This window comes from Parapedobacter flavus (assembly GCF_035818675.1).
In the GTDB taxonomy this organism is placed as follows: Bacteria; Bacteroidota; Bacteroidia; order Sphingobacteriales; family Sphingobacteriaceae; genus Parapedobacter; species Parapedobacter flavus.
This window is the reverse complement of record NZ_JAYKZZ010000004.1, coordinates 31,524-49,380: the sequence shown is the minus strand read 5'-3', so window position 1 is coordinate 49,380 and position 17,857 is coordinate 31,524. Positions and strand designations below refer to the sequence as shown.

The 17,857-nt window shown below is 52.0% G+C and carries 14 protein-coding genes and 1 riboswitch; of the genes, 10 read left to right on the top strand and 4 right to left on the bottom strand.

Annotated features, from left to right (window positions below; all coding sequences use genetic code 11):
- Positions 1 to 6: 6 nt before the first annotated feature.
- Together ypfJ and U9S71_RS03700 are read right to left on the bottom strand one after the other, a co-directional pair.
- Positions 7 to 867, bottom strand: a complete 861-nt coding sequence (ypfJ, locus tag U9S71_RS03705; protein WP_326325356.1) for a KPN_02809 family neutral zinc metallopeptidase — start codon at positions 865 to 867, stop codon at positions 7 to 9.
- An 82-nt stretch (positions 868 to 949) separates the two neighbouring features.
- Complete coding sequence (locus tag U9S71_RS03700; RefSeq protein ID WP_326325354.1) at positions 950 to 1,288, bottom strand: DUF3276 family protein; 339 nt, start codon at positions 1,286 to 1,288, stop codon at positions 950 to 952.
- A 292-nt stretch (positions 1,289 to 1,580) separates the two neighbouring features.
- Here U9S71_RS03700 and U9S71_RS03695 point away from each other — a divergent pair, with 292 nt between their 5' ends.
- Genes U9S71_RS03695 through U9S71_RS03680 form a run of 4 tightly spaced genes read left to right on the top strand, consistent with a single transcriptional unit; the run spans position 1,581 to position 5,738 of the window.
- A complete protein-coding gene (locus U9S71_RS03695) occupies positions 1,581 to 2,474 on the top strand; it encodes a LiaF transmembrane domain-containing protein (RefSeq protein WP_326325352.1) in 894 nt (297 codons plus the stop codon).
- A 4-nt stretch (positions 2,475 to 2,478) separates the two neighbouring features.
- Positions 2,479 to 3,522 carry a sensor histidine kinase gene (locus U9S71_RS03690; protein WP_326325350.1) on the top strand — a complete coding sequence of 348 codons (1,044 nt, stop codon included), beginning with the start codon at positions 2,479 to 2,481 and terminating at the stop codon, positions 3,520 to 3,522.
- Positions 3,519 to 4,262: a LytR/AlgR family response regulator transcription factor gene (locus U9S71_RS03685; protein ID WP_326325348.1), complete on the top strand. Its 744-nt coding sequence runs from the start codon at positions 3,519 to 3,521 to the stop codon at positions 4,260 to 4,262. Before U9S71_RS03690 ends, U9S71_RS03685 begins: the two co-directional genes overlap by 4 nt.
- A 24-nt stretch (positions 4,263 to 4,286) precedes the next feature.
- Positions 4,287 to 5,738 (top strand): serine hydrolase domain-containing protein, encoded by a 1,452-nt coding sequence (locus U9S71_RS03680; RefSeq protein WP_326325346.1) that lies wholly within the window; start codon positions 4,287 to 4,289, stop codon positions 5,736 to 5,738.
- Between the two features lie 15 nt (positions 5,739 to 5,753).
- Here the strand turns inward: U9S71_RS03680 and U9S71_RS03675 are convergent, their stop codons facing one another.
- Both U9S71_RS03675 and U9S71_RS03670 read right to left on the bottom strand, forming a co-directional pair.
- Entirely contained in the window at positions 5,754 to 8,312 is a 2,559-nt protein-coding gene (locus U9S71_RS03675; RefSeq protein ID WP_326325344.1) for an ABC transporter permease, read from the bottom strand.
- Complete coding sequence (locus U9S71_RS03670) at positions 8,309 to 9,001, bottom strand: ABC transporter ATP-binding protein (RefSeq protein WP_326325343.1); 693 nt, start codon at positions 8,999 to 9,001, stop codon at positions 8,309 to 8,311. The genes U9S71_RS03675 and U9S71_RS03670 overlap by 4 nt, the downstream gene beginning before the upstream one ends.
- A gap of 230 nt (positions 9,002 to 9,231) precedes the next feature.
- Here U9S71_RS03670 and U9S71_RS03665 point away from each other — a divergent pair, with 230 nt between their 5' ends.
- The 6 genes from U9S71_RS03665 to U9S71_RS03640 all read left to right on the top strand — a co-directional run bounded on the left by U9S71_RS03665 (position 9,232) and on the right by U9S71_RS03640 (position 17,854).
- A complete protein-coding gene (locus U9S71_RS03665; protein ID WP_326325342.1) occupies positions 9,232 to 12,081 on the top strand; it encodes a S9 family peptidase in 2,850 nt (949 codons plus the stop codon).
- 188 nt (positions 12,082 to 12,269) lie between these two features.
- Positions 12,270 to 14,456, top strand: a complete 2,187-nt coding sequence (locus U9S71_RS03660) for a glutamine synthetase III family protein (protein ID WP_326325340.1) — start codon at positions 12,270 to 12,272, stop codon at positions 14,454 to 14,456.
- A gap of 210 nt (positions 14,457 to 14,666) precedes the next feature.
- Positions 14,667 to 14,781: riboswitch (SAM riboswitch) on the top strand.
- Between the two features lie 60 nt (positions 14,782 to 14,841).
- Positions 14,842 to 14,964, top strand: a complete 123-nt coding sequence (locus U9S71_RS03655) for a hypothetical protein (RefSeq protein ID WP_326325339.1) — start codon at positions 14,842 to 14,844, stop codon at positions 14,962 to 14,964.
- A 37-nt stretch (positions 14,965 to 15,001) separates the two neighbouring features.
- Positions 15,002 to 16,306 (top strand): O-acetylhomoserine aminocarboxypropyltransferase/cysteine synthase family protein, encoded by a 1,305-nt coding sequence (locus tag U9S71_RS03650; RefSeq protein ID WP_326325338.1) that lies wholly within the window; start codon positions 15,002 to 15,004, stop codon positions 16,304 to 16,306.
- A 78-nt stretch (positions 16,307 to 16,384) separates the two neighbouring features.
- Positions 16,385 to 17,566, top strand: coding sequence for a homoserine dehydrogenase (locus U9S71_RS03645; RefSeq protein WP_326325337.1), 1,182 nt, complete (start codon positions 16,385 to 16,387; stop codon positions 17,564 to 17,566).
- Between the two features lie 105 nt (positions 17,567 to 17,671).
- Positions 17,672 to 17,854, top strand: a complete 183-nt coding sequence (locus tag U9S71_RS03640) for a hypothetical protein (RefSeq protein WP_326325335.1) — start codon at positions 17,672 to 17,674, stop codon at positions 17,852 to 17,854.
- Positions 17,855 to 17,857: the final 3 nt, after the last annotated feature.

Genomic DNA, 17,857 nt, shown 5'->3' with positions numbered 1-17,857 from the left:
TTACTTTTACTGCAAACTGGGGTCGCTAAACGTATCGCCCTGGCGGATATCGCCGGTATCATAGCCTTTTTTGAACCAGTATGCGCGTTGTTCAGACGTACCGTGGGTAAACGCTTCGGGAACGACTTTCCCTTGTGCCTGCATTTGCAGCCGATCATCGCCAACGGCTTCCGCCGCTTTCATCCCTTCGATGATGTCGTTGTATTCCAGTTGCACGTCCGATGTCCGGTTGGCATGGTGTGCCCACACCCCGGCGTAAAAATCGGCCTGCAACTCCAGCATCACCTGCACTTTGTTATAGTCGCGTTCGCTCAGTTGCTGCCGGGCGCGGTTTACCTTATCCATGGCACCCAACAGGTTCTGCACGTGGTGGCCCACTTCATGGGCAATCACATAGGCCATCGCAAACTCGCCCGTGGCGCCAAATCGGTTCCTCAATTCTTCGTTAAAGCTCAGGTCGATGTATACATTCTCGTCGGCCGGGCAATAGAACGGGCCATACGCCGAGGCTCCCATACCACACCCGTCTGTAGGCGTCTGCTGCCAGTAGACCACCAGCGTATCCGGCCGGAACTGCAACCGCTCGTTGCGGAAAATGTCAGCCCAAACGTCACCGACACTCGTATGCACCACCTGTACAAACTCCGTGAGTTCGGCTTCTTCGGCACTGATCTCAACGGGGCCCTCCGACTGCTGTAGCCCGCCAACCTGCATCTGCTGCAGCAGATCCCCGGGATCGCCACCCAAGAGTAGTCCGATGACGAGTACGACGATGCCGCCCATGCCACCCAATGCCAGCTTACCACCCGACGACATCCCGCGTCGGTCTTGGAAATTACCGCTTTTTCTACCGCCTTTCCAACGCATAATGGTTTAATTTATTGGCTATCAAAAAAAGCCTTACGGTGAGCAAGGCTTGGTTTATTATCAATACGTTGTTATGATCAACCTAAAACGAGAAATCGTCCTTTGACCCGCCGTTGTCAGCAACCCCTACCCCATTGCTTTCAAACCCGGGTTCGTAGCGCTTCTCAACCACTTCCTGATGGGATTTGATATACTCGACCACGTCGCTGAGTCCCTCGGCAAACTTCTCGAAGTCTTCTTTGTACAAGAAAATCTTATGCTTGATGAACACGCCGTCTTCAAACCGTTTCTTGCTCTCTGTGATGGTAACGTAGTAGTCGTTGGACCGAGTCGCCTTTACATCGAAAAAATAAGTGCGCTTACCAGCCCTTACCTTTTTTGAAAAAACCTCTTCACGCTCTTTGTTGTCAAAATCTCCCATTGTTAAGCTTATTTATTTTTGCATTCTCAGAATCGGGATAAATATAAAGTAATTTAGCCGATTAATACAAGTAATTCATCCAATTTGTATAAATTAGCGCTCCTATGTCCGAGCGGGCGATTCGGGCAGCACTCCCTCTTGTTTTACCGAAATAAAACGGCCGTTCACCGAGAAAATAGCTGTTGTGGCCTAATGGTTGTTGCGGAACGTATATATTCCCTATACCTTTGGTTCCATCAACACGGTAGTTGATTAACGATTTTAAGGCAGAAATTTCACAAACAACAAGATAATGAACGAACAACGCCAACCAGCAAAACAGCACTCCAGCACAGGTCGCATGTGGGCAGGCATCATCATCATCGGTATCGGTGCGGTACTACTCGCTGGGCGACTCGGGTTGGATTGGCTTTTCCCCGATTGGCTATTCAGTTGGCACAATATGTGGCCCATGATATTGGTTACCGTAGGACTGATTATCGGGGGCAACTCCAACTTCCGTAACCCGGCATCGTTCATCTTAATGGGGCTAGGCGCGTTCTTTTTGCTGAGAAACATTACCGATTTCGACATCGGCGCATTTGTATGGCCTGTGGTCATCATCGGCATCGGCCTGTGGCTGCTCTCGGGGAAAAGCCGGCGTGGGCCGTGTCCACCGCCGCCAGATCGACGCCATCGCTACCGTGCGCGGTACCGTGATTATGAATGGGACAAGCGTGTAAAAGACCAACCCGATAGCCCTGCAAGTAGCGGGGCTACCGCTTTTGGCGGAACAGGCAATTTCGATGAAGGCCGTCCGTTGGACGAAACAGACACCGCTGGTGGCGGACCAAGCAGCCTTACCAGTGAGGATTACCTTAAATCGACCGCCATATTCAGCGATATCAAAAAGATTGTCATCTCCAAACGGTTCCAGGGTGGCGAGATCGTGAATGTATGCGGAGGCACCGATGTGAACCTCGTGCAAGCAGACATCCAACAGCCCGTCGTTATCGATGTGTTCCAGCTGTTTGCCGGCACCAAAATCATCGTTCCCTCCCATTGGAAAATCCAGTCCGAAGTGGTATCTGTATTCGGCGAGGTGGATGACCGCCGTTTTTCGCAGGGCACGCCCCACGATGACCAGAAAGTGGTTTATATTAAAGGTACCTCCCTGTTTGGGGGCATTACCATCAAAAACAGCTAACCGGGTGAGTGCCGCAACATACACTTCATCAAAACAACGGCTCATCAACATCAGCTGCTTTGTCATTTGGATGGCTTATGCGCTCATCCAAACGGCCTTGCTGTGGTGGTTCGATGTTGATTTCAACTTCGCATTGAACGATAGTTTGGTCAGCGCTACGGTAATCACGCTATGCTGCTACATCATCGCAAGTGCACTCACCCACTACCTCCCCCAACGCAAAGGTTACTTTTACATCGTCATCTGGGGGTTGGTGCTGGCTGCCATCAGTGTATCTGTAGACCGATGGATACTTCAATACATCATCCAAAACGAAGGCTACCGCGATCGCATCGACGTGTCATTACCCCTGCGCTTTTTCATCAATGCGCTACTGATTGCTTGGATGGCGATCATCAACATCCTCTGGAATATCCAGCAGGAGTATAAAGAAAACGAACAACGGAAGGCCGATGCCGAGCGACTGGCCCGCGAGGCGGAACTGTACAATCTCCGGCAACAGCTCCAACCCCATTTTCTGTTCAACAGCCTCAACTCCATCATCGCCCTCATCGGGCGGAAACCCGACGAGGCCCGGAACATGACCTTTCAACTGTCTGACTTCCTTCGGGGTACACTGCGCAAGGATGATCAGCAACTGATTGCGCTCAGGGACGAGCTGGAGCACCTCCAACTGTACCTCGAAATCGAAAAAGTCCGATTTGGCCACCGCTTGGCAACACAGATCAATTTTGACGAAGCGTGCCTGGACATGACGCTGCCTGCCATGATTATGCAGCCACTGGTAGAAAATGCAATTAAGTACGGCCTTTATGATACCACCGGAAAGGTGACCATCTGCGTGGCCTGTACATGCACCGACCACCTCTTGGAAATACAGATCGAAAACCCATACGACAGCCAGAGCAATAAGCCCCGCCGGGGTACGGGATTCGGGCTCCGCGGCATTCAACGCCGACTCTTTTTACTATTCGGACGCACCGACCTGTTGGAAACTAAAGCCACAACTCATATCTTTACCAGCATAATCAAGATTCCACAACGATGATGAAGGCGGTATTGATAGATGACGAGCCCCTGGCGCGGGGCATGGTTGCCGAGTACCTTGAAGCTTACCCCCAAATAACGGTAGTTGCCGAATGCGGCGATGGCTTTGAAGGAGCGAAAGCCATTATGCAACACCAGCCGGACATCATCTTCCTCGATATCCAAATGCCTAAAATCAACGGCTTCGAGATGTTGGAAATCATCGACAACCAACCCGCCGTTATTTTCACCACCGCTTTCGACGAATATGCAATCCAGGCCTTTGAACGCCATGCGGTCGATTACCTGCTCAAACCCATCGCCAAAACGCGGTTCGACCGTGCCATGGCCAAATTCCTCGATAGCCAGCACCTGGAGGCGGGCAAGAAAAACACCCGTAACCTGCTCGATAAAATGCACCAATCGGACGACAAGCTGGAACGCATCGTGGTAAAAACCGGAACAAAAATCAAGATCATCCCCGTAGGTAACATCATCTACCTGGAAGCCGACGACGATTACGTGAAAATCCATACCGACGAGGGGGTGTTTATGAAGAATAAAACGATGGCGTCTTTTGAAGAGCAGCTCGATCCATCCCTGTTTGTGCGCGTACACCGGTCGTTCATGGTCAAAATAGACCATATCGCCCGGCTGGAGCCCCACGAGAAAGACAGCTACGTTGCGGTACTTGCCGACGGGAACCGGGTAAGCATCAGTAAAAACGGTTACACTCGTCTCAAACAAAGATTAGGAATGTAAATAGGTTTCACGTAATTTTGCGCCATGTTCGAAACCATAAACAGGATCATCTGCATCATCTTATTGCTGCCTGTATTCCCGGCCTTTACGCAAGAGGAAAACCGTGCCCAGCAAATCAACCAAGCGGTTTTCAATAAAATCGAATATCATTTCAACCTGCAGGAAACCGATTCCATTTATGCGCTTGCCGGCCCACGGTTCAAGCAATCGCTTTCTTTACAGGCGTTCCAAACGGTAATGACCCAGCAATTATACCCGTTGGGGCAGATACAGTCGGCCGAGTTGAAAAGCTATGATAACCGAACCGGTATTTACAAACTCAACTTCCTCAGCACCCCACTGCAGGTGGTGTTGGGGCTGGATAGCCTGAACCAGATCGAGACCTTCCTCTTCCAACCCTATGCCGGCGATCCGGTGCCTGAAAAGACGGACGTACTTGCCTCTCGCAGCCCGGCGACTTCGAAACTCGATTTTCACATCGATTCCATCGCCCTAGCCTACAGCCGGAAGGGCCATACCCATGCATTGGCCATTGGTGTGGTATACGACGGTAAAACCAGCAGCTACTATTACGGGGAAACCGAAAATGGAAACAACCGGCTCCCCGATGAAAACACGTTATTTGAAATCGGATCCATCAGCAAGACCTTCACTGCTACATTGCTCGCTTACCTGGCGCAGACCCAGCAGCTTAGCGTTGACGACCCGATTACCAATTACCTCCCCGACTCCGTTGCGGCAAATCCGGATTTGCAGCGCATTACGCTGAAACAGCTTGCCAACCATACATCGGGATTACCACGCATGCCGGCAAACATCGATGCCACGGCAGCTGCCCACCCGCTGAACCCGTATAAAGATTACACGCAAGTGGAGTTATACAACTTCCTGGCATCGTACAAAGCGACCACGCCCCCCGACTCCATCTATATATATAGCAACCTGGGGTATGGCCTGTTGGGCAGTGTCCTCGACTCGGTTTACGGCAAGCCCTACAATGAGATGGTACAGGAAATCATCTGCCAACCGCTCGGCCTGAAAAACACCACCGAGTTTCCCGATCCGGATTCGCAATACGTGGCCAAGGTGTATAACAAGGATGGCTTGGAGACCCCATTGTGGACATTCGATGCGTTCACCGCCCACGGCTCGTTGAAATCGTCTGTAAAAGATCTGCTTACCTATGCAAAAGCCCATTTCAAAATGCCTGAGAGCGATTTGGAACATTCCCTGGCCCGTACCCGCCAATTCACCTACTTCAATCCGCCAGATACGGACATTGGGTTGGCGTGGCACATGAACCTGATGGGGGGCGAGCTTATTTATTGGCATAATGGCGGCACCTTCGGGAGCAGCAGCTATATGGCCTTTTCGCCGGACAGAAAGATGGCGGTGATTGTATTATCGAATACCGCAGAACCCGTTGACAGCGTAGGGGTCGCTATCTTGAATTCCATTCTGGAAACCAAGCGATAACAGGCGCCATGCGCCCTACACTTCTTTACCCAGAATTTCCAATGGCGGGCGTTCGGTAATTCCCCGGCTATTCACCAGTCCGATCAATACCGTCAGCAGCGTTACCCCCAACATCAACAGGAGCATAACGGCGATATCGGGTGTAAACGGTATCTCGAAGCTGAAAACGGCCAATGCCCAACTGCCCCCAAGCGCCAGCAGCACACCGGTGAACGCGGCAATGCCTCCCAAGAAGAAGTATTCAAGTGCGGTAATGGCCAAAATCTGTTTCCGCGTTGCCCCCATGGTACGCAACAGTACACTCTCCTTTATCCGCTGATATTTGCTGATCATCACAGAGGCGATTAATACCACAAAACCGGTGAGGATACTGAAACCGCCCATGAACCGGATCACGAAACCAATCTTTTCAAGTATGGCGTCTAGCACCGATAGGATCAGCCCCAGATCAATGATAGATACATTGGGGAACTGCGTTACCACCGCCTGCTGCATACGGGCAGATGTTGCGTCATCCGGCACACGGGTCATCAGCACGTGGAATTGCGGCGCATCGTCGATAACGCCGGTTGGGAATATCAATCGAAAGTTGGTCTGTACACGGTTCCAATCGACCTCCCTTAGGCTACCAATGATGGTCGGTATGCGCACACCCTGCACGTTGAACAACAGTTCGTCGCCAATATCCACCCGGATACGGCGAGCATACCCCTCCTCAAGGGACACCCGAGCGGTATCGCCAGCAGCAGTTTCGCCTATCCATTCGCCTTCGGTCACCTTTTCCGAATCGCTGAGTTCCGACCGGTAGGTAGACCGCAGCTCACCGCCCAGCGCCCGTCGGGATACCTCGATGGTGCTGTCGCGCCGTGCATCGTCGGCAGTAACGCCATTGATGGCTTCCAACTGCACCGTCACAATGGGCACCTGGTCCAATACGGGCAGCCCCTGCGCCGCAACTAGGTCGGCCACTGCTGTTTTCTGCGGCGATTGGATATCAAATAGCACCATGTTCGGTTGGTTTTCGCTCGACGACAGGGATACCCGTGTAATCAGCATCCCCTGCACGGCAAACAGGGTAGCGATAAATGCCGTGCCTAGCCCGATGGCGATGATCAGGATAACCGTTTGGTTGTTGGGCCTGAACAGGTTGGAAAGCCCCTGCCGCCATAGGTAGCTCCATGACGACGGGAAAAAGCGCCTAACCAGCCAAACAAGGAGGCTCGCGGCGGCATATAACACCAGAAACGACAGCACCACACCCATGGTAAATGCGAGTGTCTGCCCAAGCCCATCCAGCTGTATATAGGCATAGCTGAAAATAAACAGCCCTATGAGGCCGTATACCAGCCAACTCCAACGATCCCTGATTGGGCTTGAGGTGTCTACCGATAACCGCAGCGTGTTCAGCGGAGCAATATTACGGATACCAACAAGGGGCAGCAAAGCAAACAGTGCCGCTATACAGACCCCCAGTCCGATCCCTTGCGCAATGGCCCACCACGAGATATCGCTGCTGATGGCCACCGGAACGAAATCGCGGAGCACCAAGGGCAACAATTGCTGCACCAGGGTACCCAGCAGCGCACCGATGATAGAACCGACCAAGCCGACGCCCAACACCTGCACGAGAAAAATCAAAAATGCCTGCCGCGAACTCGCTCCCAGGCACCGTAATATCGCTATGGTATTGAGCTTCTCTTTGATATAGATATGGATAGCGCTCGATACGCCGATGCATCCGAGCAGCAACGCCACAAAGCCCACCAACGAGAGGAAGTTGTTCAGATCGGCAAACGACCGTCCTGTTTCCTGCTTCCGTGAAGCAATGGTGTCAAACCCCATCCGCTGTACTTCCATCAGCGAATCGAGGCCGTCGGCAAGTTTGTTGGCATCGGTGCCTTCTTCCAGCTGGAAATAGTAGTTGTAATTGATGCGGCTCCCTTTCTGGTTCAACCCCGTGGCGGGCAGGTATTCCAATGGGATAAACACGGCCGGTGCCACGGCAGTAGAGAGACCACTCTGCCCCGGCGCCTGCGCCAAGCTGCCGGCAATCTCGAACATAACCGCCCCCACTTTCACCGAATCGCCCACTTGGGCGCCAAACTGAAGCATCAAGGTTTTATCGACCAATGCCTGCCGGTGTTTTCTGAACGTGGCGCCAACGCCTTCGGGCACGGTTTCGAACGCACCATAATAAGGAAACGCACCATCCAATGCGCGCACCTCAACCAAGCGGGTACCTCCGCTGTTGGCGAATAGCACCATGGAAGCGAAGCGCTGCTCGACAGAATGATCCGTACTGCGTCGCCGTACCGAATCGACAATCGCCTGCCCCTCTTCGGAGAGCTCACGGTTGCTATGGATCACCAAATCGGCACCCACCAGACCGGCCGCCTGTTTGTCGATGTCCTTGGCAAGGTTATCGCCGAACGAGAAGATGGCTACCAGCGCCGCGATGCCAATAATGATGGATGATATAAAGAGGAACAGCCGGGAACGGTTCCGCCGGCTGTCGCGCCACGCCATACGCAACACCCAGCCGAAAGCGATCTTTTGGCGGTCGGAAGTCATCATAGCGTATGATCTACTGCCGAATCCGAGACCAGCTTGCCCCCTTTCATGCGGATGATGCGCTGGGTCTTTGATGCCAGCTCCAAATCGTGGGTAACCAGCACCAGTGTTGTGCCGGCATCATGGTTGAGGTCAAACAGCAGTTTTTCGACGTTCTCGCTGGTTTCGGCATCGAGGTTACCCGTTGGCTCGTCGGCAAACAGGATCTGCGGTGCATTGGAAAACGCACGGGCGATGGACACCCGTTGCTGCTCGCCCCCCGACAACTGCAGGGGGTAATGGTGGCCACGATCGGCCAGCCCGACTTTGTCCAGCAGCTCCAGCGCCACCCGCTTACTGTGGGCCTCGCCGCGCAGTTCGAGCGGAACCATTACATTCTCCAAAGCAGTCAACGTGGGCAGCAACTGGAAATTCTGGAATACGAAGCCTACATATTGGTTGCGCACCCGCGCCCGTTCGTCTTCATTGAGCGTATCCAACGACACCCCGTTCAACACGATGCTGCCCGCACTGGCGCGATCTAGCCCTGCACAAAGCCCCAGTAAAGTGGTTTTACCGCTGCCGGAGGGCCCTACAATCGCCACAGTGGATGCCGTTTCCACTTCAAAACTAATTGCTTGCAGTACGGCGAGCGGCTTACCCGCACTGGGGTAGGTTTTGCCGACGTCTTTCACGCTTAATATCGTAGTCATGTATCCTTTTGTCAATCCTTATTTCCGTAAACTTAGCTAAAGTTGCCCCGGCATACAAGAAGCCGCGTGCCAAATAGACCAGAAATACGTAGTTTTGACGGCCGGCTGCCCCCGTTGTTACGCTGCCGACCGTCTTACGCATGAAAATGCGGGCCGGGTTACTGTAAAAATGATATTACAGCTCCGGCCAGTCACCGTTTTATTTCAATATTGCATCCTTATAACGCACCATGAAGTTCCATACGACAATGACCAAGCATCGATTTTTCGCCTTTTTGCTATTGATATGCAGCGTACACACGGCGTGGGCACAGAAGAAGCCGCTGAACCACGATGTTTATGACGGCTGGGAAGCCATCAGCTCATCCGCCATCTCGGACGATGGGCGCTTTATCTATTATATGGTCAGTCCACAGGCGGGCGACGGGCGATTGGTGGTGACGAATCCGGATAACCAGTCCATCGGCCGCATTGAACGCGCCGCCGATGCCCGTTTTTCTGCCGACGGCCATTACCTTCTGGCACACATCAAACCCTTTTACGAAGAAACCCGGCAGGCCAAGATAAAGAAGAAAAAAGCAGACGAGATGCCTCAAGACTCGTTGGCCATATTCACCTTGGAGACGGCTGCATTGCAAAAGATACCTTTTGTAAAGTCGTATAAAATACCGGCGGAGCCGGGAGAATACATTGCCTACATCACCGAAAAGCCCAAGGCGCCAAAAGATAGCACGGCGGCCGACACGGCCGACGCCAAGAAGGCAGCCCGTAAGAAACCCCAACCGACGTTACACATCAGGCACCTGCCGAGTGGCGCGGAGACCACCATCGAACGTGTGGAAGACTACGCATTCAGCTTCGATGGGAATGCGCTCACCTATGTCAGGAAAGCCGAGGAAAAGGACAGCATCGGTGCCGACGCTGGCGTATATTATTACGATTTGACCACGCGGCAATCGCGCCACATCAGTAGCGGCAAGGGCTCCTATAAAAACATAACTTTTGACGACGCATCGGTACAGCTGGCTTTTACGGCGGACAAGAGCCCCGAGAAATCCCTTCAAAAAGCATTTAAACTTTATTACTACGCCCCCGGCCAAGACAGCGCCATCGTCATCGCCTCGCGTCGGACCCACGGCGTACCGGAGGGCTGGTATGTAAGTGGCGAGGGGGGCGTCCGGTTCAGTAAAAATGGGGAAAAGCTCTTCTTCGGTATCGCACCCATCCCACCGGTGAAAGATACTACCCTGGTTGAATTTGAACACGCGAACGTGGACATTTGGCACTGGAAGGACGACTACCTGCAAACGCAGCAGTTGGTAAACCTCCGCCGGGAGCAAAACAGGAGCTACCTGGCCGTTACCTATCCGAAGCAGGGCCGCAAAGTGATTCCGTTGGCCGACGAACTGCTACCTTACACGTGGTTGACCGATGATGCCGATAACACCTACGTGCTGGCCACCACCGATGTGGGCCGCCGCGTGGAGACCCAATGGCGCACGGGGGCTTTCCAAGATATTTATGTGGTTTCCACCGTAGACGGTAGCCGGAAGAAGATCGCCGAAGAAATCCGCGGCCGCGTCAGCATCTCGCCGGGAGGGGACTACGTCGTTTGGTTCGACCGCACCGAAGGCAATTGGTACGGCCACGACATCCAAGCGGGTAAAACGGCACAACTAAACGTTGATCTGCCGGTAAGTTTCGCAGATGAAGACAACGACGTTCCCGATGATCCGGGCGACTACGGCATAGCTGGCTGGAGCGAAAACGATGAGGAAATCTTCCTTTATGACAAATACGACATCTGGGCGTTCCATCCGGATGGGTCCGAGCGACGCCTCGTTACCAATGGCGCGGGGCGGAGCAACCAAATTACCTTCAGGTATGAGCATATGGAAGAAAACCGGATGGCGAGGTATCGGAAACGACGCACCACTGCCATCATCGATACCAAAGAACCGCTCATCTTATCGGCTTTCAACCACATCACGAAAGAAAACGGCTGGTTCCAGACCAATGGCGACAAAAGCAGGGACCCGAAAGAGATGGTGACTGGCCCCTACCGCTATCGCCAGGCCAAACGTGCAGCGGATGTCGACACCTATATCTATATTAAGGAGAACTACGTTTCGTCGCCCGATGTCTATGTATCGACAGACTTTGTAAAAGAAACCAAACTGAGCAGTACCAACCCCCAACAGCAGCAATACAATTGGGGTACCGCCGAATTGGTACGATGGACAACACCCAACGGCCACGATGCCGAGGGGATACTTTACAAACCCGAAGATTTTAATCCGGCCAAGAAGTACCCGGTTATCTCTTATTTCTACGAAGTGTTATCCGATGGGTTGTATAGCTATGTGCCGCCCACCCCTACGCCCTCGCGGCTAAACATCAGCTTCTTCGTGAGCAATGGCTATCTCGTATTCGCGCCCGACATCCATTATGAAATCGGCCACCCCGGTCGTTCGGCCGAAGAGTACGTTAACTCGGGCATGCAGGAATTAAAAAAACAACCGTGGGTTGATGGCGATAAGCTGGGCATCCAAGGGCAAAGCTGGGGTGGTTATCAGGTGGCCCACCTGATTACACGCACCAACATGTATGCAGCGGCATGGGCAGGTGCACCGGTCGTAAACATGACTTCCGCCTATGGCGGCATCCGTTGGACAAGCGGAATGAACAGGCAGTTCCAATATGAACGCACCCAAAGCCGCATCGGGGCCACGCTATGGGAAAAGCCCGAATTGTACATCGAAAACTCCCCATTGTTCCACCTTCCTAACGTAACAACCCCGGTGGTCATCATGCACAACGATGAAGATGGTTCGGTACCTTGGTACCAAGGCATCGAAATGTTTACGGCCCTCCGCCGGCTGCAAAAACCCGTTTGGCTGTTGAACTACAATGGCGAAGCCCATAACCTGGTTCATCGTCAAAACCGGAAAGACATCCAACGGCGCGAATTGGAATTTTTCGACCATTTCCTGAAAGGCAAACCCGCTGCACCATGGATTGAGCATGGCGTACCAGCCATACGTAAAGGCATAGACTGGGGGTTTGGCACCGAACAATGAAGCTTCATCGCTCGCCGACTTTTCGAAAAACACCAGCAAAACACCATTCCACAAGGTGAATTTTCATTTTTTTATAGAAAAAATTGAAATTTTATCAAAAAAAACAGTGAAATATAATTTTTTTTAACGAATTTTGAGCCGAAAACAAAGAAACAATACAACATATAGATAAAACTAACAAAAATTAAATGTCAGGCTTAAGATTCAAAGCGGTAGAGACCGCAGTTTCGCGGTTAAACCGAAATGAGACCCACGAAACAACCAAACCCTCCTTGTTTTTTGGAAAAAACGTGTTCACAACGGCAAAGATGAAGGATTACCTTCCGAAGAATGCCTATGAAGAACTTGTTGGGACTGTTGACAGCGGAAAGCCCATTACACACGATCTTGCCGAGCACATCTCACAGGCCATGAAAAGCTGGGCAATCAGTAACGGTGTAACCCATTACACCCACTGGTTCCAGCCGTTGACAGGTGCCACCGCAGAGAAGCACGATGCCTTCTTCGAGCCGCTACCGGATGGTTCGGCGATCGATAAGTTCACGGCCAGTGCCTTGGTACAGCAAGAACCCGATGCTTCCAGCTTCCCCAGCGGCGGTATCCGCAACACCTTTGAAGCCCGCGGTTATACCGGATGGGACCCTTCTTCCCCTGCTTTTATTTATGAAACAGGTGGCAGCAAAACACTTTGCATCCCTACCATCTTCGTTTCTTACACCGGGGAGGCATTGGACTACAAAGCGCCGTTATTGAAAGCGATCAATGCGCTTGATAAAGCTGCAGTAGACGTGGCCAATTTCTTCGATAAATCAATCACCAAAATAACGTCATCGCTGGGTATTGAGCAGGAATATTTCCTGGTAGACCTCGCGCTATTCAATGCCAGGCCCGACTTGCAACTGACCGGCCGTACATTATTCGGCCATATGTCGGCCAAGGGACAGCAGCTGGAAGACCAATACTTCGGTGCGATCCCAGAGCGGGTGCTGGCGTTCATGGTAGACCTTGAACAAGAAGCCCTCAAACTAGGCATTCCATTAAAGACACGCCATAACGAAGTGGCACCCTCACAATTTGAGTGTGCGCCGATGTTTGAAGAAATCAACTTGGCGATAGACCACAACCAGCTATTGCTCAACCTGATGGAGCAGGTAGCGCTACGCCACAAATTCAAGGTGCTGATTCACGAGAAGCCGTATGCGGAAATCAACGGCTCTGGCAAACACAACAACTGGTCGATGATCACCAACACCGGTGTGAATTTACTTTCGCCGGGAAAAACGCCGAAGACGAACCTGATGTTCCTGACGTTTTTCACGAATGTCATCAAGGCGGTGCACGACCATGCCGACCTGATGCGCGCATCCATTGCCAGCGCCGGCAACGACCACCGACTCGGCGCCAACGAAGCACCGCCGGCCATCATCTCGATTTTCCTCGGAAGCCAGCTCAATGCCGTACTCGACGAGGTGGAGACTGCAAGGGTGGCCAAAAAGGTGAAGAATGAAGCGATGTTGTGGCATGGCATACCGAAAATACCACAACTGACCCTCGACAATACCGACCGCAACCGGACCTCTCCGTTTGCATTTACGGGCAATAAATTCGAGTTCCGGGCAGTGGGATCCGCATCAAACAGCGCGAGCCCGATGACCGTACTCACCACCATCGTGGCCAACCAGCTCGTCGACTTCAAGACGGAGGTCGACAAGCAGATCAAAAAAGGCACGAAAAAGGACCTTGCGCTGCTCAATGTGGTCCGCAAATACATCAAGGAATCGAAAGCCATCCGGTTTGAGGGCAACGGCTACAGCCAAGAATGGGAAGAGGAAGCGCACAAACGTGGACTTTCGAACATTAAAACCACGCCGAAAGCACTGGACGTGTATGTCGATGAAAAGTCGATGGCGATGTTCGAAAAACTGGCCGTATTCAGTCGGCGCGAAAGTGAGGCCCGTCATGAAATTCTACTAGAAAGCTACTTCAAGAAAATCCAGATAGAAGCCCGTGTGATCGGCGAGATTGTAACCAGCCTTGTGGCACCGGCAGCATTCAACTATCAGAACACCCTCATCACGAACATCAAAGGACTTAAAGACCTGGGGTTGGAAAGCGAGGCGTATGGATCGCAGGCCAATTTGGTGGAACGTATCTCCAGCCACATCAACACCATTTTGATCGATGCGGAAGCGATGCGCCAAGAACGTAAAAAGGCAAACGTGCTCGAGGACACCCGCGAGAAAGCGATTGCTTACGACGAAAAGGTGAAACCTTATTTCGATCAAATCCGCTACCACCTCAATAAGCTGGAGCAGATTGTGGATGACCGCCAATGGCCGTTGCCCAAACTGCGCGAACTCTTGTTTGTCCGGTAAGCCGTTTACGGCAACCGGTTCTTAACTACAAATGCACCAAGTGCAACTACCGTCCTCCGAGGTGGTCGTTGTACTTGGTGCTTTCTTATTTCCTTAGCCAACGTAAGGACCTTTTTATCAAAAAATTTGGACAAACCGAGCGCGCGGCCTATATTTGCATCCATTGCGTTTACATACGCACAAATCAATCCCTCTTCAAAACAGGGTCTTGGTTTATAAAGAAGTGGCGAGAGACTGGCTCAATGACCCGCTGGCAACCATCCACAAGCGGTGGAAAAGGTGCCAATTCCTGTCTCAATCGATATGGATTGGGAGCATATAAATGATAAGACGATGAATAAGCATCCAGAAACCAATACCCTTATCCGAATAACGGGAACACCCGGTGAGGACACCGTTCGGCATGTTGGCCGCTGTTGATCCGACACCCGCATGGTCCATTGCGGTCTGTTGCGAAACGGTGGATACGCTGCGGGGCAATGCGTATCCAAATGTGCACACGCATTAATCTATCATAAAAATTAAATATATTAAATCATTGAATCATGGCTAATGAAAATCTGAAATTTGAAACACTGCAGGTCCATGCCGGACAAGAAGCTGATCCTACCACGGGCTCGCGTGCAGTGCCGATCTATCAAACCACGTCGTTTGTCTTCAACAGTGCCGAACACGGCGCGAACCTGTTTGCGCTCAAGGAGTTCGGCAACATCTATACTCGGATCATGAACCCGACCACCGACGTATTCGAAAAGCGGATGGCCGCGCTTGAGGGCGGCGTAGCGGGCTTAGCCGTGGCTTCGGGCCAGTCGGCACAGTTCATCGCGCTGACCAACATCCTGGAAAGCGGCGATAATTTCGTCACGGGAACCAGTCTATATGGTGGCACCTACAACCAATTCAAGGTCTCGTTTAAGCGGCTCGGCATCGAGGCCCGGTTTGCGAAAAACGAAACGCCCGAAAATATCGAAGCGGCAATCGACGATAAAACAAAGGCCATTTACGTGGAAACCATCGGAAATCCCAGCTTCAGCATCCCCGATTTCGACCGCATCGCGGCAATCGCCAAGAAATACGACCTGCCGCTCATCGTAGACAACACCTTCGGTTGCGGCGGCTACCTATTCAAACCCTTGGAACACGGTGCGCACGTGGTGGTTGCGGCAGCGACCAAATGGATTGGCGGCCATGGCAACAGCATCGCCGGTATCATCGTAGACGGCGGCACCTATAACTGGGGTAATGGCAAATTCAAGCAGTTCAGCGAACCATCGGAAGGTTACCACGGACTTGTATTCAGTGATGTTTTCGGCGTGGATAGTCCGCTGGGCAACATCCAGTTCGCCATCCGGGCACGGGTAGAAGGGTTGCGCGATTTCGGCCCCGCCCTATCGCCATTCAACTCCTTCCTGTTATTGCAGGGATTGGAAACGCTTTCACTTCGGGTACAACGCCACGTAGACAATACGCTGGAAGTGGCGAAGTGGCTTGAGCAGCACCCGCAGGTGGAAAAAGTGAAATACCCCGGTTTGAAAAGCGACCCCAACCATGCCAACGCACAGAAGTACCTCAAAAACGGATTCGGCTCCGTGCTCTCTTTCACGATTAAAGGTGGCGCTGAAAAAGCAGATGCATTTATCGATAACCTGAAACTGATCAGCCACTTGGCGAACGTGGGCGACACGAAAACCCTCGTCATCCACCCGGCTGCCACTACCCACCAGCAGTTGTCGGCGCAGGATCAGAAAGAAGCCGGTGTTTTCCCGGGCGAATTGCGACTGGCCGTTGGTATCGAACACATCGACGACATCAAAGGCGACCTGCAACAGGCATTTGAACAAGTAAAATAAGGACGGTTTCGCCGGACGGAGGGTCCGGCGAAACCTTTTCCAATCCACAAGAGTAACCAAACAACTTCAACAGCAAACATGGACAACAAACTGACCTTGGGTATTTTCGGATTCGGCGTGGTAGGCCAAGGACTCTATGATATCATCAGCACCAAGCACCTCAACCTAGCCATTAAAAAATTCGTCATTAAGCACCCCGAAAAGGAACGCAGCCTACCAGCTGAGTTGTTCACCACAGATGCCAACGCGGTATTGGACGATCCGGAAATCAACACGGTCGTTGAACTGATAGACGATGCCGATGCGGCCTTCGATATTGTGTCACGTGCGCTCCGTGCGGGCAAAAATGTGGTGTCGGCAAATAAGAAAATGATTGCCACACACCTCGCTGAACTGGTAGAAATCCAAAACCAGCATGGCACCAGCCTGCTGTATGAAGGTGCCGTGTGCGGAAGCATCCCCATCATCCGGAACCTCGAAGAATATTACGACAACGAATTGCTGCACTCCGTATCGGGTATTTTCAATGGCTCGTCCAATTATATCCTTTCCAAGATATTCAATGAAAACCTTGCCTACGACACGGCCCTGCGGCAGGCCCAGGATCTTGGGTTTGCTGAAACAGACCCTACCCTGGATGTGGGCGGGTTTGACGCCAAGTTTAAGCTAGCCATTGTTGCCTCGCACGCTTATGGGCTCTATATCTCTCCGGATACCATCCTCAACATCGGAATCGACAAACTACGTGATGCCGACATCCGCTTTGCTAACGAGAAAAACCTTCGGTTGAAGCTTGTACCAACCGCGCGGGAAATCGACGATAAGGCCGTCATCCTATACGTATTGCCCAAGTTGGTTACCCCAGACAACATCCTTTACAACGTGGAAAACGAGTACAACGGTGTATTGGTGAAAGCCGCCTTTGCCGATGAGCAGTTTTTCTATGGAAAGGGTGCCGGTGGCCACCCCACCGGATCGGCTGTACTTTCGGATATCGCCGCCCTTCGTTATGGGTACCGGTATGAGTACAAAAAGCACATCGATGCCGGTGGATTACGGTATAGCACCGATTGGGAAATTTCGGTATACCTCCGCTATACCGATGAGCAGATTATCGAAAAGCTTGGGTTTACATCCATCAGCGAGCGGTATTATGCCCAGGATTTCAAATATGTCATCGGCAAGGTCAACTTAGGCCATATTCTTGAAAACAAGGACCAGGTGGACCGTGATGGCGTATTCATCGCAGAAATCGGATAATCATCGATTTGTAACAATACCGGCGCAAACCAAACATCGAGCGGGCTTTATGCATTATAATTAGTATATTGTAGGAATTGTAATAGGTCTAAATGACATTGCACCATGCTCAGCACCGTTGCCCTGTTTATTTCTTTGTTTAGCGTTCCGGCGGTTATCCAGCCGCGCGACACGACCGCTGTGGAAGACCCACTGCAGGCCTATGGTTATATTGCCCTGGCCGTGGTTGTGCTGGCCATTATTGTGGTGGTCCTCATCAGGAAACAGTACCGGAAATTCAACGAATAAAGT